Origin of the sequence: Embleya sp. NBC_00896 (assembly GCF_045207785.1) — a bacterium.
Lineage (GTDB): Bacteria > Actinomycetota > Actinomycetes > Streptomycetales > Streptomycetaceae > Embleya.
On sequence record NZ_CP108776.1, the window covers coordinates 4,344,624 to 4,364,095 of the forward strand.

The window sequence follows — 19,472 nt, forward strand, 5'->3', positions numbered from 1 at the left end:
GATCGGGCGGGTCGATCAGGAGGGGTCCCCGGCCGCCTGATCGGTCCGCCTGCGGCGCCGCAACCATCGTGTACGCCGGGGGTGGACCCGGGCGGCCAGGTGGCGGCCGACGAAGACGTAGGCCAGGCACGCGCCGGCCGCGTTCAGGATGACGTCGTCGATGTCGAACGCGCGGCCGACGATGAACCGACCCTGTACGGCCTCGATCACGAGCATCACGACGCCGACGGTGAGCAGGATCCGGATCGGGCCGCGCAGTCGGGCGGAGACCACCGGCAACAGCACGCCGAGCGGCATGCACATGACCAGGTTGCCGCCGATCTGCTTGACGGCGTCGCGGACCTCGGGGCGATCCAGGTAGGACTCGATCGAGCTGCCCGGGTCGGTGTTGCCGGTGACCAGCTCCTCGGAGCCGGGCTGCGGGGTGAGCGTCGCCCGGGCGAGCACCAGCGCGAACAGCACCAGGGCCAGGACGCCCGCGCCGATCGCGATGGCGCGCAGGATCCGCGCGCCGCGCGAGCGGGTGGGGTCGGGCGGCTCGGCGGGGTCGTGGACCGTCGTCTTCGCGGTCCTCGTGTCCGCACTGCCCACCGCGTCCACCCCCGGGTTCGGTTCGTGCCCTGAGCGGGCGTCTGCCCCGGCGGGCCCGGACCATGCGGGGTCACGGCACCGCGTGCCGCCCGAGGAGGGTCACCCGGACCGCGGTACCGGTGAAGATCCAGGTGCCGCGCGCGACCGTCGCGGTCATGTGCGCGGGCCTGCGCAGCCGGGCTCGGACGATCTCGGCGAAGGGGAGGCCGGTGGCGGAGGCTCCGCGCAGCGACGGCATCCGGAGGGCGTGGGGAGCGGGGAGGTGCGTCATCGTGCTCATGTCCTCGACGCTACGCGGGCCGACATGACAGGCACGTCAGCAAAGAGGCTCCCGTCGTGCTACCCCTCGCGGATGATCGCCCCCTAGGGGTTTGGCCGCGTGGCCGACTCGGCGGCAAGGGTGCCGGGGGTGCCGGGGCCGTCTCCGTGCGCCGCCGACGAGCCTCATGTGTCGGCGGGAACGCCTCAAACGCGCCCTTGACAACGATTTCGCCGTAATGGCCGAGGAACTCCCAGTTCACGGCATTGCCCTCGGAGGGACATCGGCCCGCAATGCCGTGCGTCGTACGCTGAACGAGTGAATGCCCTCACGGTTGGTTTCGACCTGGACATGACGCTCGTCGATTCCCGTCCCGGCATCGGGGCGGCGTGGTCCGTACTCGCCGAGGAGACCGGCGTCCCGATCGACATCGCGCTGGTGGTCTCCCGGCTCGGGCCACCGTTGGAGACAGAGGTCGCGGAGTGGTTCCCGACCGCCGACGTCACGGCGGTCTCGGCGCGCTACCGCGAGATCTACCCGCACCACGCCGTGCGCGGGACGGACGTGCTGCCGGGCGCGCGCGAGGCGCTCGCGGCGGTGCATCGGCACGGCGGGCGCACGGCGGTGGTGACCGGCAAGCACGAGCCCAACGCGCGGCTGCACCTGGACCACCTCGACCTGGCCGTGGACCACCTGGTCGGCGACCTGTGGGGCGCGCAAAAGGGCACCGCGCTCACGGAGTTGGCCGCGAGCGTGTACGTCGGCGACCACCTCGGCGACCTGATCGGGGCGCGCGTCGCCGGCGCGATCGCGGTCGGTGTCGCGACCGGCCCGATCTCCGCCGAGGACCTGCGCGCGGCCGGGGCCGACGTCGTGCTGACCGACCTGACCGAGTTCCCGGCCTGGCTGGACGCGCACGTCGCCAACCTGCGACTGGCGGCCCTGCGCGAGCGGTTGCGCGGGCTCGGCAGCGTCGCGGTGGCGTTCTCGGGCGGCGCCGACTCGGCGTTCCTGCTCGCGGCGGCGGTGCGCACGCTGGGCCCGGACAACGTGCTCGCGCTGACCACCGACTCGGCGAGCCTGCCGGCGGCCGAGCGGGACGCCGCCCGGGCCTTCGCGGCGGACCTGAGGGTGCGTCATGAGCTGGTGCCCAGCGACGAGATGGCGCACGCGGGCTATCGCGAGAACAACGGCGACCGGTGCCGATTCTGCAAGACGGAGCTGATGGGCGTGCTCGGGCCGGTGGCCCGTGCGGCGGGGCTCGCGTACCTGGCCACCGGGACGAACGCCGACGACGCCCGCGTGGGCTTTCGACCCGGGATCGCCGCGGCGGCCGCGGCGGGCGCGGTGACCCCGCTGTTGGACGCCGGCCTGACGAAGGCTCAGGTCCGCGCGCTGAGCCGGGACTGGGGCCTGTCGACGTGGGACAAGCCGGCGGCGGCCTGCCTCTCCAGCCGGGTCGCGTTCGGCATCGGGATAACCCCGGCCCGGCTGGCCCGGGTCGAACGGGCCGAGACCGCGCTGCGCGTTGTGCTCGCGCAAGGCGGGATTCCGGTGCGCAACCTGCGGGTCCGCGACCTGGGGAAGTACGCCCGGATCGAGGTGGACGCGGCGCTGAGCAAGGCGGTGGGCGCGTACGAGCCGGCCCTCGCGGCGGTCCTCGACGCGGGCTTCGCCACCGTCGAGGTGGATCCGCTCGGCTATCGAGAGGGCGCGATGAACGAGCTCCTGCCCGATCCCGAGCCGTACCGCTGAGGCGCGCCCCGATCGCCCCGGACCCGTGCGGGCCGGCTACAGCAGCTCGGGCACCGGCCGGCGTCGGCTGCGGGCCGACCGGAACAGGCCCGCGCCCGCGAGCGCGAAGCCGAGCGGCATCAGCGCGCTGACCAGATAGACCGCCGTCGGCAGCGCGTTCGCGCCGATCAGCAGGGGCGTGACGGTCGCGAGCGTCGCGATCGTGCCGATGGCGAAGAGCACCGCGCCGACGCGGACGAGCCGGTCGCCGGGGCCTGCGGAGTCGTTGTACACGTGACCAGGGTAGATGCCCCGATCCGTACCGGACGCGCCCGGGGCGGGATCCCCATGTCCGGCCGAGAACGCGACCATTAGCCTGGAAGGGTGAACGGGGTGACTACGCGTTCCTGCTCGGATTCGATGTGTGCGCCCTACCCAGCCTGGTAAATGCTCGTAAAAGTCCCGACGAAGCCGTCCCGACACGATCGAGGTCTCCCGTGCCCACCGGCAAGGTCAAGTGGTTCGACACCGAGAAGGGCTTCGGGTTTCTCTCCCGGGACGACGGGGGCGACGTGTTCGTACACGCCTCGGCGCTGCCGCAGGGCCTGGAGACGCTCAAGCCGGGCACCCGGGTCGAGTTCGGCATCGTCGAGGGACGCCGGGGCGAACAAGCGCTCTCGCTCCGCGTCCTCGACCCGCGCCCGTCCGTCGCCGCGGCGACGCGCAAGAAGCCGGACGAGATGAGTTCGATCATCCAGGACCTGCTGAAGGTCCTCGAAGGCGTCGACAAGACGCTGGAACGCGGGCGCTACCCCGACAAGCGCGCGACCGGCAAGGTCGCCGAACTCTTGCGGGCGGTGGCGGACGAACTCGACGCATGACGTCGCGCTGCGGTGGGGGCGCGGTCTGGCGGCCGGCGCGGTGTCCTCAAGCGCCGGACGGGCTGATTGTGTTGGTTGAGTAGCGCGTTCGGCGAGCGTTGCGGGGTGGTGTCCTCAAGCGCCGGACGGGCTGATTGTGTTGGTTGAGTAGCGCGTTCGGCGAGCGTTGCGGGGTGGTGTCCTCAAGCGCCGGGCGGGCTGGTTGTGTTGGCTTGGTGCTTGTTGTATGTGCCTAGGGGAGGGTCAGGGCGCCTGGTGGGAGTGGTGGGACCAGGGCCTCGGAGGCGGCTCGGGTCAGTAGGGCGGTGACCGCCGCGTGGCCGTCCGGGCCGAGGTCGCGGGTGAACTCGTTGACGTACAGGGCGATGTGGCGATCGGCGACGGCCGGGTCCATCTCCTGCGCGTGTTCGAGGACGTAGGCCCGCGACGCCTGCGGGTTCGCCCACGCGTGCTCGACCGACGCGCGCGTGGCGGCGGTCAGCGCGGGCAGGTCGAGGGAGCGCTTCGCGATGATCGCGCCGAGCGGGATCGGCAGGCCGGTGTCCGACTCCCACCAGTCGCCCATGTCGGCGAGGCAGGTCAGGCCGTACCGCTCGTAGGTGAACCGGGCTTCGTGGATCACCAGTCCGGCGTCGACGAGCCCGTCGCGGACCGCGGGCATGATCTTGTCGAACGGCAGCACGCGGATCTCGCCGACGCCGCCGGGGACGTTGTGCGCCGCCCAGAGTCGGAACAGCAGGTACGCGGTGGAGCGTTCGCCGGGCACCGCGACCACCTTGCCGGCCAGCGCCCGCGGCGTGGTCGCGCCCAGGCTCAGCACCAGCGGGCCGCAGCCGCGACCGAGCGCGCCGCCGCACGGCAGCAGCGCGTACTCGTCGAGCACCCACGGCAGCGCCGCGTAGGAGACCTTCATGACGTCGAGTTCGCCGCGCTCGGCGAGGCCGTTGGTGACGTCGATGTCGGCGTAGCGCACGTCGATCGGCGGCGCGTCCTCGATCAGTCCGTGCGTCCACGCGTGGAAGACGAAGGTGTCGTTGGGGCACGGCGAGTAGGCCATCGACAGGGTCATGGCGTCAGGCTCCCTTCGAGCGCGGCGAAGGCCGTGGTGAGTGCGCGCAGCGCGTCGGGGATGCGCCACGCCGCGCGATCGCGCGGGCCCACGGCGTTGGAGATCGTGCGCAGTTCGAGCACCGGCACCCCGAACGCGGCGGCGGCGGTGGCCACTCCGAAGCCTTCCATCCCCTCGACCGCGGCGCCCGGGTGAGCGGCCGTCAGCTCGGCGGCGCGCTCGGCGGTTCCGGTCACCGTGGAGACGGTGAGCGCGGGGCCCAGGACGAGCGGGACGCCCGCGGCGCGCAGCGCGTCACCCACGCGGGTGACAAGTCGCCGGTCCGCCTCGAACGCGCTCGTCCCGAAGCCCAGTTCCTCGATCGGCACGAACCCGTCGGCGGTCTCGGCACCCAGATCGGCCGCGACCACGCGGGTCGCCAGCACGGTCGAACCCACCGGCGCGACCGCGAAGCCGCCGCCGATGCCGGCGTTGACCACCAGGTCGTAGGACCCGCGCGCGAGCGCCGCGGCGGTCCCGGCGGCCGCGGCGGCCGGACCCGCGCCGACGGCCAGCACGGCCGGCTCGGGGGTGCTCTCCGAGGCGTGCCACGAACGCGTACCGCCGAGCACGGCGTCACGCTCCGCGGCCACCGCGGTGATCACCAGGATGGGCAAGAGCTACTTCTTCTCGACCAGGAACGTCCAGACGCCGCGGATCTTCTCGCCCTTGCGCTCGATGATCTGGACCGGCAGCGGCTTGCTGCCTTCGGCGGGCTCGCCGTAGGACAACCGCAGACCCGAGTAGTAGGTGGTCTTCATCGTCGCCTCGGTCTGCTCCTTGCCGTTGACCAGCACCTGCCAACCGGTGTCGGCGATGTCGTTGTCGACGCCGATCGAGAAGCTGTTGCCCTCCGGGACCTTGATCGTCTTGGGCTTGGAGTCGGCGAGGCACTTCTCGATCCGTGCCTCGTCGAGGCCCTTGGTGTCGTAGCAGTCGGCCTCGCTGTGGACCGACGTGCTCCCGGCGACCAACGTGACGAGCGGGGTGGGCTTGTCGACGGAGCAAGCCGTCAGGGCGAGCGCGCCCAGGACGGCGGCGCCGGCGAGCGCGGCAGGGCGGCGAGTCTTCATGATCGGAAGATTACCGGGCGGTCCGCAGCCGGACGCCGGGGGACCGCTTGCGGCGTGCCCGGCGAGTCGTCAGTTTGCGGCCCACGACCACCAGCGCGAAGGTGAGCACGCCGGCCGCGACGCTCATTCCGAGCGTGCCGTTCAGGGGCAGCGAGATGCCGATGCCGCCGCCGATCACCCACGCCACTTGAAGCGCCGTCTCCGTTCGGGCGAACGCGGACGTACGCACCTCTTCGGGGATGTCGCGCTGGATCATCGCGTCGAGCGACAGCTTGCCGAGCGCCTGCGCAAGCCCGGCCGCCGTCGCGACCGCGAGCACCGTGACCAGGCCGTACATGACCGCGGCCCACGCCGCGCACCCCGCGGACAGCGCGAGCACCCCGACGATGATCGCCTCGGGCGCGCGGGACTTGAGCCACGCGCCGAGCCCGGTGCCGACCGCGTTGCCGACCGCCGCCGCGATGATCACCGCGGTGATCGCCTGGGTGGCGGACAGGTCGGCGATCGGGTGCTTGCGCATCAGGAAGCCCAAGAACATGATCAGGAACCCGGAGAACCCGCGCATCGCCGCGTTGGCCCACAACGCCTGGACCACCGACGGGCCCACGCTGCGCAGCCGCCGCGACGTCTTGACCCGGACGGGCTTGCGCTGGGGTGCCGGCTCGGGTTTGCGTTCGGCAGCCGGCTCGGCCGGTTCCTCGGCCGGTTCCTCGGCCGGTTCCTCGGCCGGTTCCGTGGCAGTCTCCTCGGAACCCGGTTCCGGCACCGCCTCGGTCTCCGGCGCGTCCTTGCCGGGCCGCAGCTTGGTCAGCGACACCTTGCGCTCGTGGTCGACGCCGGGCGCCTCGGCCGTGAAGGAGGCCCGGTCCTCGCCCTCGGCGGAGTCGACCTTGGCCGGCAGCGTGAGCGCCAGGACCGCGCCGAGCGTGAACACCACACACGCGCCGTACAGGATCCAGGGCGTGCCGAACGCGTACTTGAGGCCACCCGCGACCGGCACCGCGGCCATCGTGCCGATCAGGCCGAACATGGTGATCCGCGAGTTCGCCTTGACCAGCGACACCGAGCGCGGTTGGAGCCGGGGCACCACGGCGCTGCGGCTGACGCCGTACACCTTCGACGAGACCAGCACCCCGAACGCCGCCGGATACAACTCCAGGCCGCCGTCGTTCACCGAGCCGGCCATCAGCCAGCACAGGTACACGCGGACCAGCATCGCCAGGGCCATCGCGACCCGTCGGCCGCGCCGCATCCGGTCCAGGATCGGACCGAGCACCGGGGCCAGGAGCGCGAACGGCGCGAGCGTGATCAGCAGGTACATCGCGACCCGGTCGCGCGCCTCGCCGGTGGGAACCGAGAAGAACACGGTCGTCGCGAGTGCCATCGTCACCAGCGCGTCGCCCGCGCAGTTGATCAGATGCAGCTCTATCAGCTTCGCGAGGCCGCTCTCGCCGGCCCCCTTGGCCCGGGCGGCGCCGCGTAGTTTTCCGAAGCCGCCGGTGAACAGTCCGCCGAACCAACCCAGCGCGCGACGCGCCGGACCTCGGTTCCTGGCGGACGACCCACGGGCCGAGCCGGGCGCACGAATTGTGCGCCTTGATGCGGTGCTGGTCTTGGAGGCTGACACGCCGGGATCCTGCCCTCACTCCCTCGGATGATGCGGTCACGACACGCCAGGAAGGGCTCGCTCCGCGCGTCCGTTCGGGAATCGGACGTGTTTTGAGGGTATCGACGGCGAAGACCTTCGGTGCGTGAGAGAGAATCACTCTCGTGAGTGCCGCGACCCGTAGTCGAACCCCGGACCGCCTCTGCGCCGAGGCGGTTGATCTTGCCTTCGCTGCTGCCGAGGAAGCCGCAGGTCAGGACTCCGTCGGCGAGCATCTGGGTGTTCAGGTGGATGGTGATCGCCTGGTCACCCACCTGTTCGCGTGCCGCGAGTCCGCCTACCACGGCTGGCGCTGGGCGGTGACCGTTGCCCGTGCGCCCCGCGCCAAGCTCGTGACCGTGGACGAAACAGTCCTGGTCCCGGGACCCGAGGCGCTGCTTGCGCCTGCCTGGGTGCCGTGGAACGAGCGCCTTCGTCCCGGCGACCTCGGCGTGGGCGACCTTCTTCCCACCGACGCCGACGACACCCGTCTCGAATTCGGTTACACCGGAGCGGACGAGACAGAGGAGGAACTGACCGAACCGATCGGGTTCGGTCCCAAGGCGGTCGCGTACGAGTCGGGGTTGGGGCGCGTGCGCGTCCTGTCCCCGGTCGGACGCGAACTGGCCGCAGACCGCTGGGAAGAACAGTTCGGCCGGACCACGCCGATGGCCCAGGCCGCCCCGGCGCACTGCACGAGTTGTGGATTCCTGGTCAAGATCGGCGGTCCGCTCGGACAGGCGTTCGGAGTGTGTGCCAACGAGTACTCGCCGGCCGACGGTCGGATGGTCTCGCTGGCCTACGGCTGCGGCGGTCACTCCGAGGCGGCCGTGATGCCCGCCGCGACGCCCGCCGCCGAGCTGTCCCTCGACGAGTACCGGATCGAGACCGTGCGGATTCGCCCGGTCGAGAGCTCGGTGGACGAGGACGGCCTCCAGCCCGGCGAGGACCAGCTGGGCCACTCCTGACCGCCGGGCGTGTCCCGGAGGGCACGTCCCGGCGCGCAGCGTGTTCGCACGACCTGCGCGACACGCCCGACATGCCGAAGCCGCCACCGATCCGGTGGCGGCTTCGGTGCGTTCCGAACCGCGGTCAGCGGGCCTGGCCGCGATAGCCGACCGGGCCCTCGCCCGGGAACTGCGCGGAGCCCTGGAACCCGGCGCCGTCGTCGAAGAAGGTGATGGTCGCGTTGCCCTCGGGGCCGGACCAGGTCAACTGGGTGCCGGTCGCCGGGCGACCCTTCTCCGGGATCACCGAGTTGCGGTTCTGAACCACGATCGAGAGATCCGCGTCGTCGTGCCAGTCCGCGTTCGGCCCGCCGTACTGGATCTGCGTGCGGTAGGTGGCCACGTGTGTCTCCTTCCGTCGCTGCGGGGGGTTTCCCCCGACCCTGTGTCTACTCCCGTCCCACGGACCGCGGCTAGAGGAGGGAGCTCTGTTGTTTGTGATGGTTTGGTGTGACTTGATCCACTGCCCGTCGTACGGTGGGAACGCCGAGGGGCCTCGCGCTCGGAAACGCAATAGGGTTCCGGCCACATCCGCGAACGAGGGACGGCGCACGGCATGGGCATCGAGGACCGCTTTGGCACCGCATCGCTTCGGCGAGCCGTACTGGACGCCTGGGCCGCATCGCCCGCGCGTTTCCGGGAGGACGCGAACGCCGAGGAGGAACTCGCCCTCGGCGGCTATCGGGACCGCCTCGTGGTCGAACTCGCGCAAAACGCCGCCGACGCGGCCGCGCGGGCCGGGGTGGTCGGTCGACTCAGGCTGACCCTGCGCGACGGCGTGCTGGTCGCGGCCAATACCGGCGACCCGCTGCACGCACAAGGCGTCGAGGCGCTGTCCACGCTGCGCGCGTCCGCCAAGCGCGACGACGGGCCCGACGCGGTCGGCCGGTTCGGGGTCGGCTTCGCCGCGGTGCTCGCGGTCAGCGACGAGCCGTGTGTGATCTCGCGCACCGGCGGCGCGCGCTGGTCCCTCCAGGAGGCCCGCGACCTGGTCGCCGAGCGTGCCCGGGGCAACGCCGGCCTCGCCGACGAGCTGGCCCGGCGGGACGGCGGCGTGCCGGTCCTGCGACTGCCGATGCCCGCCGAGGGGACCCCGCCCGAGGGCTACGACACCTGCGTCGTGCTGCCGCTGCGCGACGGCGGCGCGGTGGACCTGGCCGCGCGCCTGCTCGCCGAGATCGACGACGCGCTGCTGCTCACGCTCCGCCGGATCGGCGAGATCGTGATCGAGACCCCCGACGGGGTGCGCACGCTCACCTGTCGCCAGGACGGCGGCGCGCTCGTGGTCGCCGACAACGGCGTCGAGACCCGCTGGTGGGTCGGCCAGGACGGCGGCGCCCTGGAGCCGGCGCTGCTCGCCGACCGGCCGACCGAGGAGCGCCGGCGCGCCGCGTGGTCGGTGCTGTGGGCCGTCCCGCTCGACGCCGCGGACAATCCGCGCCGGCCGTCCGTACGGCCCGTCGTGCACGCGCCCACGCCCACCGACGAGCCGCTCGGGCTGCCCGCGCTGCTGGTGGCGTCCTTCCCGCTCGACCCGACCCGCCGGCACACCGCGCCCGGGCCGCTGCGCGACTTCCTGATCGAGCGGGCCGCCGACGTGTACGCCACGCTGCTCGGCGGCTGGCCGACCACCACCACCGGCATCCTGAGCCTGGTGCCGGGCCCCACCGCCGAGGGCGAGCTGGACGGGCTGCTGCGCCGCGAGGTGCTGAGCCGGCTCGCGAACACCGCGTTCCTGCCCGCCGCGGCGCCCGTCTCCGAGGCCGAGCCGAACGACCCCGACGCGTTGCTGCTGGACCGCGGCACCGCCGCGCGCGATCGCGACCTGCTCAGGCCGCGCGACGCGGTGCTGATCGAGACCGCGGGACCGCAACTGGTCCACGCGCTCGCGCCGGTGGTCGGCGGGCTGCTGCCCGCCGGCCTCGACCGCAGCGCCGCGCTGCGGGTGCTGGGCGTGCGCAGGCTGCCGCTCGCCGAGGTGGTCGACCAGCTGGCCGGCATGGACCGCGAACCGGCCTGGTGGAGGGACCTGTACGACGCGTTCGACCCGGCCGCGCGGGACGCGCTCGGCGCGCTCCCGGTGCCGCTCGCGGACGGCCGGATCGTGCGCGGACCGCGCGGGATCCTGCTGCCGTGCCCGGACAGCCCCGACCTCGCGGCCCTGGAGGTGCTCCGCCTGCGGGTCGCCCACCCGGACGTGACCCACCCGCTCTTGGAGCGGCTCGGCGCGATCCGCGCGACGCCGCGCGCGGTGCTCGCCGACCCGGCGGTGCGCGCGGCGGTGACCGACAGCGAGGACGGCGACGACATCTCCGAGGCGATCCTGGAACTGGTCCGGGCCGCCCGGATCGGCCCGGGCGACGAGCCGTGGCTGTCCGCGCTGCTGTTGCCGGACGTGGACGGCGACGCGGTCCCGGCCGGCGAGTTGATGCTGCCGGGCAGCCGGATCGCGGCCGTGGTCGAGCCGGACGCGCTCGGGATCGTCTACCCGGACCTGGTCGAGCGCTGGGGCGAGGACGTGCTGGAGGCGGTCGGCGTGCTCGGCACGTTCGGCCTGGTCCAGGAGGACGACGTGGTCCTGGACCACGACGGCTGCGACCACGACCTCGACGCCGAGGACGACTGGCTCGACGACGTGCTCGACCACGTGCCGGACCAGGGCGTGCCGCCGGTGCTGGCGACCTTCACCGCCGTGCGCGACCTCGACCTGGTCGCGGACGACGCGTGGGACGAGGCGCTCGAGGTGATCGCGACGCCGCCGTTGCGGACCGCCGTGATCGAGCCGGCGCACGTGCTGCTGCCGGACGGCGGCCGGGCCCGGGTGCCGTCGTACACGGCGTGGTGGCTGCGCGGGCACCCGGTGCTCGGCGGGCGGCGCCCCGCGGGGCTGCTCGCGGCCGACGGCGACCGGTTGCTGCACGGGCTGTACGACGAGGTGCGGGCGACGCTGGACCCGGTGTTCCTGACGGCCCTGGGGGTGCGTACGACGCTCCCGGCGCTGCTGGCCGACCCGGACGGCCCGGACGAGCTTCTGGAGCGCCTGGCGGACCCGGAGCGGCCCGTGACGCGGGATCAGCTGCGGGCGCTGTACACCGCGCTCGCGGAGGTCGCGCAGGAGCGGCTGTCCGCGCCGACCGAGCTGCGCGGCGTCAGTGGCGGGCGGATGACGGTCGCCGACATCGGGGACGCGCTCGTGGGCGACGCGCCGGACCTGGCGGCGCTGGTCGCGGGCGACTCGGCGCACGTGGTGCTGCCGGTGCGCCCGGACCGCGCGGAGGCGTTGGCGGACCTGCTGGACGTGCCGCTGCTGTCCGAGACGATCCCCGGCAAGGTGCTTTCGGAGGGCACGCTCCACGAGGTCCCGGACGACGTGCTGACCGCGATGCCGGACGCGCCCAAGGAGTACTTCGAGCACGAGGAGCTGATCGTCTCGGGGCCGAACGAGACCGAGCTCGAGGCGGACTGGCGCTATGTCGACGGCCAGGTGCACGCGACCACCTTCGAGGGCGTGGCGCGCGGGCTCGCCTGGGCGGCGGGGGAGTGGCACCGGCGGTTCGAGGTCGAGCAGCTGCTGACCCACCCGGAGAACGCCGAGCACTTCGCCGGCGAACGCGACTTCGACGGGGTCTGAGTCCGCGGGACGGGCGGGGACGGCCCGGGCTCACGCCCGGACGTCCCCGTTCCTCCTGCGCCGTACCCAGCCCGATACGTGCCAGCCCAGTTCCAGCAGCGCCGCGCCGACCACCGCGATGCCCACCGCGGTCCCGTTGTTGCCCTGGTGCTGGGGGTACAGCGCGAAGAAGTCGGCCACGAAGGGGATGTACAGCGCCATCAGGAACGCCGCGCCCATCGCCGCGATCAGCGCGATCCGCCACCACGTGTACGGGCGCGCGACGATCGCCAGGATCCAGATCGCGACCAGGAAGAGCGTGATCACGGCGGAGGTGCGGTCCTGGGCGAGGTTCGAGCCGTGGTCGAGGTGCGCGAGCCAGTAGGACAGGAACGTGACCAGAGCCGCGACCACGCCGCCGGGGATCGCGAAGCGCAGGACGCGCGGGACGAAGCCGGCGCGGGCGCGTTCGGCGTTGGGCGCCAGGGCGAGGAAGAACGCCGGCACGCCGATCGTCAACGAGCCGATCAGGGTCAGGTGCCGCGGCAGGAACGGGAACACCACGCCCACGACGCCGGTCAGCAGGGACAGCAGCAGCGCGTAGACGGTTTTGGTCAGGAACAGGTTCGCGACCCGCTCGATGTTGCCGATCACCCGGCGGCCCTCGGCGACCACCGACGGCAGCGTCGCGAAGCTGTTGTCCAGGAGCACGATCTGCGCGACCGCGCGGCTCGCGCCGCTGCCCGAGCCCATCGCGACGCCGATGTCGGCGTCCTTGAGCGCGAGCACGTCGTTGACGCCGTCGCCGGTCATCGCGACCGTGTGCCCCGTCGACTGGAGGGCCGTGACCATCTCGCGCTTCTGCCGCGGGGTGACCCGGCCGAAGACGGTGCCGTCCTCCAACGCCCGGGCGAGTTCGGCGCGGTCCGCGGGCAGCCGGCGGGCGTCCACCGGGTGGTCGGCGCCCGCGAGGCCGAGCCCCGCCGCGACCGCGCCGACCGAGAGCGCGTTGTCGCCGGAGACGACCTTGGTCGCGACGTCCTGGGCCGCGAAGTAGCGCAGCGTCGCGGCGGCGTCCGGGCGCACCCGCTGTTCGAGCACCACCAGCGCGACCGGACGAGCCCGGGTGCCGGCGTCGTCGGTGAGCTCGTCGGCGGTCGCCAGGAGCAGTACGCGCAGGCCCCGCGCGCCCAGTTCGTCCACGTCGGTGAGCACCGGGTGGCCGTTGGGGAGGAGCACGTCGGGCGCGCCGAGCAGCCACGTGCCGCGGTCCGCGAAGCTCGCGCCGCTCCACTTGCGGGCCGACGAGAACGCCGCCACGTCGGTGACCTGCCAGCCGACCGGCGCGGGGTAGGCGTCCACGATCGCCTGGAGGCTCGCGTTCGGGCGCGGGTCACCGGCGCCCAGCGCGCCGAGCGCCTCGGCGATCGGGAGCGCGGCGTCGAGCGGTCGGACCTCGCCGACGTCCATGCCGCCCTCGGTGAGCGTGCCGGTCTTGTCCAGGCAGACCACGTCCACCCGGGCCAGGCCCTCGATCGCCGGCAACTCCTGGACCAGGCACCGCTTGCGGCCGAGCCGGACCACGCCGACCGCGAAGGCGACCGAGGTCAGCAGCATCAGGCCCTCGGGGACCATGGTGACCAGGCCCGCGACCATGCCGCGCAGCGCGTTCGGCAGACCCTCGTCGGTCCTGAGCTGACTGATGATCAGCAGGATCCCGACCGGGAGCATGAGCCAGGTCACATAGGTGAGGATCCGGTCGAGCCCCTTGCGCAGCTCGGAGTCGACCAGCGTGAACCGGCCGGCCTCCGCGGCGAGCTCGGCGGCGTACGCGTCGCGGCCGACCCGGGTCGCCCGGAACGCGCCGTTGCCGGCGGCCACGAAGCTGCCCGACAACACCGGATCGCCGACCTTCTTGCGCACCGGGTCCGACTCGCCGGTCAGCAGCGACTCGTCGAGTTCGAGCGCGTCGACCTCCAGCACCTCGCCGTCCACGAGGACCTGCTCGCCGGCGCCGAGTTCGCACACGTCGTCCAGGACCAGTTCGCGCGCCGACAGCTCGGCGGTCCGCCCGTCGCGGCGCACGCGCGGCCTGGCCTCGCCGACCACGGCCAGCGCGTCCAGGGTCCGCTTCGCGCGCAGTTCCTGGACGACGCCGATCGCCGTGTTGGCGACGATGACCAGGCCGAACAGGCCGTCCTGGATCGGGCCGACGATCAGGATCACCACGAACAGCGTGCCGATGATCGCGTTGAACCTGGTGAAGACGTTGCCCCGGACGATCTCCGCGACGCTGCGGGAGGCTCGCGCCGGCACGTCGTTGACGCGGCCGTCCGCGACCCGTTCCGCGACATCCGAGGCGGTCAGCCCGGTGATGGTGGCGGGGGCATCGATCATGCCCTGAAGCTACGTCAGTTAATGTCTGATTTTGCGGTGATTTTTGCTAGTCCTCGCGCGCGTTTTGCAGCCTGCGGCAGTACCAGAGCCCGAACAGGCCCAGACCCGCACCGGCCAGCGCGCACCACGGCCACCAGCCGTGGCCGTCCTGTTCGAGTGTGTCGCGCTGGAACCACGCGACGACGAACAGCGTGAACCAGATCAGGCTGCCCGCGGAGACGAGCTTGATGATGTCGCCCTCGAGCGGCGGCGGGGCGGGGCGCATGCCGGTCCCCGGATCGGCGGTCGCGGCCGCGGCGGGGCGGTCGGCGGGCTCGTCCGGGTCGTCCGGCTCGTCGGCGACCGCGGCGAACTCGGCGGTGTGGCCGCCGAGCGCCGGGTCGGTGCTCGGGTCGTACGCGCTCGCGCCGTAGGCGGCCGCCTCGTAGGACTCGGGTCGGTAGGGCTCGGCCGCGAAGGGCTCCGGCTCGTAGGTCGCGGGCGGCGGGTACGACTCCGGCTCGTAGGACTCCGGCTCGTACGACTCGGGCCGGTACGCCCCCGGGTGGGAGGGCTGCGGCTCGGGCGACTCGGTTCCGTACGCGTTCGGGTCGTACGCCGTCGGGTCGTACGTCGCGGGGTCGTAGGCCGCGGGATCGTACGGCTCGGATCCGTACGTCGCGTACTCGCCGCTGCCGTAGGAGCCGGCGTCGAAGGAGTCGTCGACGTGGCCCGATTCCGGGTTCGGGGACGCGTCCGGGTGCGCCGCACCCGTGTCGTTCGGATCCGGCGAGGTACGCCGTCGTTTCCCGCTCCCGTGCCTGCTCACGAAAGACAAGGCTACTTGGCCGCCGATTCGGTGCCCGCGTGTGCCCCGACGACTGTGCGGAGGGACCGGTTCCCGATTCGGGTAGGCGTCTGGCACCCTTTCAAGGTCTCCCGGCAACGTCCCCACCGATGCCGTGCGCGTGTCTCGACTCCCCGTTCCCACGCTCCGAGGATCCGCATGTCCCCGCAGGCCGCCGTCGCGACCGACAAGACCGCTCCCGAGGTCGACCCGACCACGAGGAACGGCCTCGACCGCTTCTTCAAGATCTCCGAGCGCGGTTCCACGCCGTTGCGCGAGGTACGCGGCGGGCTCGCCACATTCTTCGCGATGGCGTACATCGTCGTCTTGAATCCCATCATCCTTGCCTCGGCCGAGGACAAGTACCACGAGCACCTGTCCCAGCCGCAGCTGGTCACCGCGACCGTCCTGGTCGCCGCGGTGATGACGATCCTGATGGGCCTGATCGGCAACATGCCGCTCGCGCTCGCGGCCGGCCTCGGCATCAACGCCATGGTCGCGTTCCAGATCGCGCCGCAGGTGAGCTGGGACGAGGCGATGGGCCTGGTGGTCCTGGAGGGCATCGGACTGTTGATCCTGGCCGCCACCGGGCTGCGCGAGGCGATCATGAACGCGATCCCGCTCGCGCTCAAGCAGGCCATCGGGGTCGGCATCGGGCTGTTCGTGACCCTGGTGGGCCTGGTCAGCGCGGGCGTCGTGACCCGGGTTCCGGACGCCGCGAACACCACCGTGCCGGTCGCGCTCGGTTCCGGCGGCACGCTCAAGGGCTGGCCGGCCCTCGTCTTCTGCTTCGGCCTCGTGCTCACGTTCGTGCTGCTCGTGCGCAAGGTGTCCGGCTCGATCCTGATCGGCATGGTCGCGTCGACGGTCCTCGCGGTGGTCGTGCATCACGCCGCGGGGCTGGACCGGGCGGACTGGGGCCTGACCGCGCCCGAGGCCGACGGCGTGGTGGACACCCCCGACTTCGGGCTGATCGGTGACGTCGACCTGGTCGGCGCGTTCGGTCAGGTCGGCTTCATCTCCGCGTCGCTGCTGATCTTCACGCTGCTGCTGTCGAACTTCTTCGACGGCATGGGCACGATCATCGGCGTGGGCCGCGAGGCGGGACTGCTGGACGCGCAGGGCAAGGTGCCGGGGCTGGGCCGGATCCTCACCGTGGAGTCGGTCGGCGCGATCGCCGGCGGCGGCGCGTCGGCGTCGTCCAACACGGTCTTCGTCGAGTCCACGGCGGGGGTCGGCGAAGGCGCGCGGACGGGGCTGGCCAACATCGTCACGGGCGGCCTGTTCGCGCTCGCGCTGCTGTTCACGCCGCTCGCGAAGCTGGTGCCGGCGCAGGCGGCGACGCCGGCGCTGGTCGTGGTCGGCGCGTTGATGATGGCGCAGGTCAAGCACATCGACTGGGACGACGTGACGGTGGCCGTGCCGGCGTTCGCGACGATCGTGCTGATGCCGTTCACGTACAGCATCACGACCGGGATCGGGGCGGGGTTCATCCTGTACGTGGTGCTCAAGGCTGCGACCGGGAAGGTGCGGGAGGTTCCGGTTTTGTTGTGGGTCGTGTCCGCGTTGTTCGTGGTGCACTTTGCGATTGATCCGGTGGAGCAGGTGCTCGGGGTCAAGTAGGGCCGGGGTGGCCTCAATCGCCGGCCGGGCTGGTTTTGGCCTCAAGCGCCGGCCGGGCTGGGTGGGCTCGGCCCATGCCTTTGTCCTCAAGCGCCGGACGGGCTGGGTGGGCTCGGCCCATGCCTTTGTCCTCAAGCGCCGGACGGGCTGGGTGGGCTCGGCCCATGCCTTTGTCCTCAAGCGCCGGACGGGCTGGGTGTGGGCCTTGTCACGGGGTCCTCAAACGCCGGACGGGCTGAGGTGGCCTCGTCACGGGGTCCTCAAGCGCCTGATGGATCGCTTACGGCCGCTTACCGTCCCACCGGAGCCCGACCCGTTCACCCGGCCGGGACCGGCGGCACGTATCCCAACTCGACCAGCGCGTCCTCGCGCGACATCGTGACTCCGCGCTCGTACGCGCTCGCGAACGCCCGGTCGCCGATCAGCGCCCGGGCGCCCGCGGTGACCCGGTCCACGTCCGGATCCCCGGTCGCGCGCGCCCCGCGCAGCGCCGCGCCGATGCCCAGGAACAGCGCGGCCCGCTCGCCGTTGCCGTCGAGCAGGTCGGCGCCCGCCAAGCCCTCGGCCGCCTCCGATGCCACCGGCACGATTCCGCCGCCGATCACCACCCCGAGCGCCTCGCGATGCCGCGTCCGGGCCCCGCGCGCGTTGCCCTCCGCCTCGGCGACCCGGCCGAGCGCCACCAGCACCGCCGCACGCGTCGTGCCGGAGGTCACCCACCCGCTGACGCAGCCCTTGAGCGCGAGCATCAACAACCGATGCCCCTCGGCGACGTCCCCGCGCAGCCGGGCCAGATTGCCCAGCCCGAGTCGGGCCCCCGCGAGGCCGCCCGCGGTGCGCGCGCGCCGGGCGGTCTCGGCGGCGCGTTCGTACTCGACGGTCGCCGCGTCGAAGGCGCCGCCGCGGACCAGTCGAGCCGCACGCCGACAGAGCAGGTCGGCGGTGTCCTCCACGGCGTCCAGGAGCGTGAGCAGGTCGAGCGCCTCGTCCGACAGCGCGTCCGCCCGCGCGGTGTCGCCGCGCCAGTCGGCGAAGTCGGCCAGCTGTTCGAGAGACGTGGCCAGCCCCCAGCGCTCGCCGACACCGCGGAAGCCCGCCGCGGCCGCCTCGAACATCGACTCGGCCTCCGCCGAGCCGCCGCCGCCGTACAGCAGCACGTAGCCCGCACCGAGCCGGTACAGCGCCTGCGACCACGGATCGGGCCCGATCGTCCGCGGATCGGCGGCCTCCACCACGTCGCTCGGTCCCGTCGACATCGCCCACAGGTAGGTCAGGAGCGGTTGCCTGGGGGCCTCGGTCCGGTCGCGCATCATCGCCTCGGCGCGCTCCACGTGGGCCCGGAGCCGGTCGTCGATCGAGGGCGCCGCGCCCATGGCGTACACGACGCACAGGACGTACGCGTCGTCGAGCGCGCGCGGATCGTCCGCCGGTGCCAGGCGGGCGGGCGCGTCGGCCCCGATCGCGTCGAGCAGGTCGTTCGCGGGCGCGGTGGCCTCGCTGCGCTGTCCGCGCATCCACCAGTAGGCGGTCAGCGCCGAGATCATCAGCATCGCGCGCGCGGGATTCGTGCGGACCGAGCGGTGCAGTGCGGCGAGCAGGTTGTCGTGCTCGGCCACCAGCCTGTCCCGCCACACCAGTTGCTCGGCGCGTCGCAGGTACGGATCGGCGACGCGGGCGAGTTCGGCGTAGTGGCGGGCGTGTGCCTTGTACAGCGCGTCGGCCTCGCCGGCCTCGGCGAGCCGCTCGGCGCAGAACTCGCGGATCGTGTCGAGCAGGCGGTATCGGCCGTTGCCCGGGGCGTCCACGAGCGACTTGTCGGCCAGGCTCTGCAGGAGTTCGTCGGCGTCCTCCGCATCGAGGCCGCACACGCCCGCCACCGCGTCGAGCGTGAACGTGCCCGCGAACACCGGGAGTCGCCGGGCCAGTTCGCGCTCGGCCTCGTCGAGCAACCCCCAGCTCCACTCGACCACCGCGTGCAGTGTGCGGTGTCGGGCCACCGCCGTGCGGTCGCCGCGCGAGAGCAGCCGGAAGCGGTCGGCCAAGCGGAGCGCGACCTCGTCGATCGACAGCGAACGCAGTCGGGCCGCGGCCAGTTCGATCGCCAGCGGCAGCCCGTCGAGGCCGGCGCACACCCGCAGGATCGGCCCGAGCGTGTCGGCGTCCGCGGTGAACCCGGGGCGCACCGCCGCGGCGCGCTCGACGAACAGCCGCACCGCCGGGTAGTCGAGCGCGCCCTCGGGGGTGCTGTCCTCTGGCGCGACGGCGAGCGGGGCGAGTGGGCACAGCGACTCGCCGGTGATCCCGAGCGCCTCGCGGCTGGTGGCCGTCAGCGCGCGGCGGCCGGCCGCGGCGAGCCGGGTGAAGCGGTGCGCGTCCACGTCGTCGGGGTCGACGGCGAGTAGGTAGCCCGCCGGATGGAACTCGATCGGCCCGTCGGGCCGGGCGCCGGTGCGCAGGCTGCGCCGGAGCCGGGAGACCTGCGACTGGAGCGCGTTGGCGACCCCGGTCGGCAGGTCCTGCCCGTACAGGTCGTCGATCAGTTGCTCGGTGGTGACGACACGACCGGCGTTGAGCAGGAGGAGCGCGAGGAGCGAACGTTGACGCGGGCCGCCGACGGCGACCTGATCCCCGTCGGCGGTGCGGATGTCCATGGGGCCCAGGATGCGGAACGTCACCGGGCGATTGTGGCCCACGAGCGGGGTCCGGAATATCTCCGCG

General features: G+C 72.8%; 16 protein-coding genes. 5 read left to right on the plus strand and 11 right to left on the minus strand.

Going from position 1 to position 19,472, the window contains the following annotated elements; translation table 11 throughout:
* Positions 1 to 15: 15 nt before the first annotated feature.
* Together OG928_RS19835 and OG928_RS19840 are read right to left on the minus strand one after the other, a co-directional pair.
* Positions 16 to 591: a VanZ family protein gene (locus tag OG928_RS19835; protein ID WP_406285584.1), complete on the minus strand. Its 576-nt coding sequence runs from the start codon at positions 589 to 591 to the stop codon at positions 16 to 18.
* A gap of 70 nt (positions 592 to 661) precedes the next feature.
* Complete coding sequence (locus OG928_RS19840) at positions 662 to 871, minus strand: hypothetical protein (protein WP_406285586.1); 210 nt, start codon at positions 869 to 871, stop codon at positions 662 to 664.
* A gap of 297 nt (positions 872 to 1,168) precedes the next feature.
* On the opposite strand from OG928_RS19840, the gene larE reads away from it, so the two are divergent.
* On the plus strand, positions 1,169 to 2,605 hold the full coding sequence (larE, locus tag OG928_RS19845; RefSeq protein ID WP_406285589.1) for an ATP-dependent sacrificial sulfur transferase LarE: 1,437 nt from the start codon (positions 1,169 to 1,171) through the stop codon (positions 2,603 to 2,605).
* Positions 2,606 to 2,641: 36 nt separating this feature from the next.
* Here the strand turns inward: larE and OG928_RS19850 are convergent, their stop codons facing one another.
* Entirely contained in the window at positions 2,642 to 2,878 is a 237-nt protein-coding gene (locus OG928_RS19850; protein WP_406285591.1) for a hypothetical protein, read from the minus strand.
* 203 nt (positions 2,879 to 3,081) lie between these two features.
* On the opposite strand from OG928_RS19850, the gene OG928_RS19855 reads away from it, so the two are divergent.
* Entirely contained in the window at positions 3,082 to 3,465 is a 384-nt protein-coding gene (locus OG928_RS19855; RefSeq protein WP_406285593.1) for a cold-shock protein, read from the plus strand.
* A gap of 232 nt (positions 3,466 to 3,697) precedes the next feature.
* Here OG928_RS19855 and OG928_RS19860 read toward each other — a convergent pair whose 3' ends face one another.
* Genes OG928_RS19860 through OG928_RS19875 form a run of 4 tightly spaced genes read right to left on the minus strand, consistent with a single transcriptional unit; the run spans position 3,698 to position 7,273 of the window.
* Positions 3,698 to 4,534: a 1,4-dihydroxy-6-naphthoate synthase gene (locus tag OG928_RS19860; protein WP_406285595.1), complete on the minus strand. Its 837-nt coding sequence runs from the start codon at positions 4,532 to 4,534 to the stop codon at positions 3,698 to 3,700.
* Complete coding sequence (locus OG928_RS19865; protein ID WP_406285597.1) at positions 4,531 to 5,190, minus strand: futalosine hydrolase; 660 nt, start codon at positions 5,188 to 5,190, stop codon at positions 4,531 to 4,533. The genes OG928_RS19860 and OG928_RS19865 overlap by 4 nt, the downstream gene beginning before the upstream one ends.
* Before the next feature lie 3 nt (positions 5,191 to 5,193).
* The gene (locus OG928_RS19870) at positions 5,194 to 5,646 is read right to left on the minus strand and encodes a DUF2771 domain-containing protein (protein WP_406285600.1); all 453 of its coding nucleotides are present in this window, start codon (positions 5,644 to 5,646) and stop codon (positions 5,194 to 5,196) included.
* A gap of 10 nt (positions 5,647 to 5,656) precedes the next feature.
* Entirely contained in the window at positions 5,657 to 7,273 is a 1,617-nt protein-coding gene (locus tag OG928_RS19875; RefSeq protein WP_406285602.1) for an MFS transporter, read from the minus strand.
* Positions 7,274 to 7,407: 134 nt separating this feature from the next.
* Here OG928_RS19875 and OG928_RS19880 point away from each other — a divergent pair, with 134 nt between their 5' ends.
* Positions 7,408 to 8,259, plus strand: a complete 852-nt coding sequence (locus OG928_RS19880) for a DUF3027 domain-containing protein (protein ID WP_406291084.1) — start codon at positions 7,408 to 7,410, stop codon at positions 8,257 to 8,259.
* 124 nt (positions 8,260 to 8,383) lie between these two features.
* Here OG928_RS19880 and OG928_RS19885 read toward each other — a convergent pair whose 3' ends face one another.
* On the minus strand, positions 8,384 to 8,641 hold the full coding sequence (locus OG928_RS19885) for a hypothetical protein (protein WP_406285603.1): 258 nt from the start codon (positions 8,639 to 8,641) through the stop codon (positions 8,384 to 8,386).
* A gap of 213 nt (positions 8,642 to 8,854) precedes the next feature.
* On the opposite strand from OG928_RS19885, the gene OG928_RS19890 reads away from it, so the two are divergent.
* Positions 8,855 to 11,929 carry a sacsin N-terminal ATP-binding-like domain-containing protein gene (locus OG928_RS19890; RefSeq protein WP_406285605.1) on the plus strand — a complete coding sequence of 1,025 codons (3,075 nt, stop codon included), beginning with the start codon at positions 8,855 to 8,857 and terminating at the stop codon, positions 11,927 to 11,929.
* 30 nt (positions 11,930 to 11,959) lie between these two features.
* Here the strand turns inward: OG928_RS19890 and OG928_RS19895 are convergent, their stop codons facing one another.
* Together OG928_RS19895 and OG928_RS19900 are read right to left on the minus strand one after the other, a co-directional pair.
* Positions 11,960 to 14,305: a cation-translocating P-type ATPase gene (locus OG928_RS19895; RefSeq protein ID WP_406285607.1), complete on the minus strand. Its 2,346-nt coding sequence runs from the start codon at positions 14,303 to 14,305 to the stop codon at positions 11,960 to 11,962.
* A 46-nt stretch (positions 14,306 to 14,351) separates the two neighbouring features.
* Positions 14,352 to 15,113: a hypothetical protein gene (locus tag OG928_RS19900; RefSeq protein WP_406285610.1), complete on the minus strand. Its 762-nt coding sequence runs from the start codon at positions 15,111 to 15,113 to the stop codon at positions 14,352 to 14,354.
* A 177-nt stretch (positions 15,114 to 15,290) separates the two neighbouring features.
* On the opposite strand from OG928_RS19900, the gene OG928_RS19905 reads away from it, so the two are divergent.
* Positions 15,291 to 16,754: an NCS2 family permease gene (locus OG928_RS19905; protein WP_406285611.1), complete on the plus strand. Its 1,464-nt coding sequence runs from the start codon at positions 15,291 to 15,293 to the stop codon at positions 16,752 to 16,754.
* 317 nt (positions 16,755 to 17,071) lie between these two features.
* Here OG928_RS19905 and OG928_RS19910 read toward each other — a convergent pair whose 3' ends face one another.
* Positions 17,072 to 19,429 carry an AfsR/SARP family transcriptional regulator gene (locus OG928_RS19910; RefSeq protein ID WP_406285613.1) on the minus strand — a complete coding sequence of 786 codons (2,358 nt, stop codon included), beginning with the start codon at positions 19,427 to 19,429 and terminating at the stop codon, positions 17,072 to 17,074.
* Positions 19,430 to 19,472: the final 43 nt, after the last annotated feature.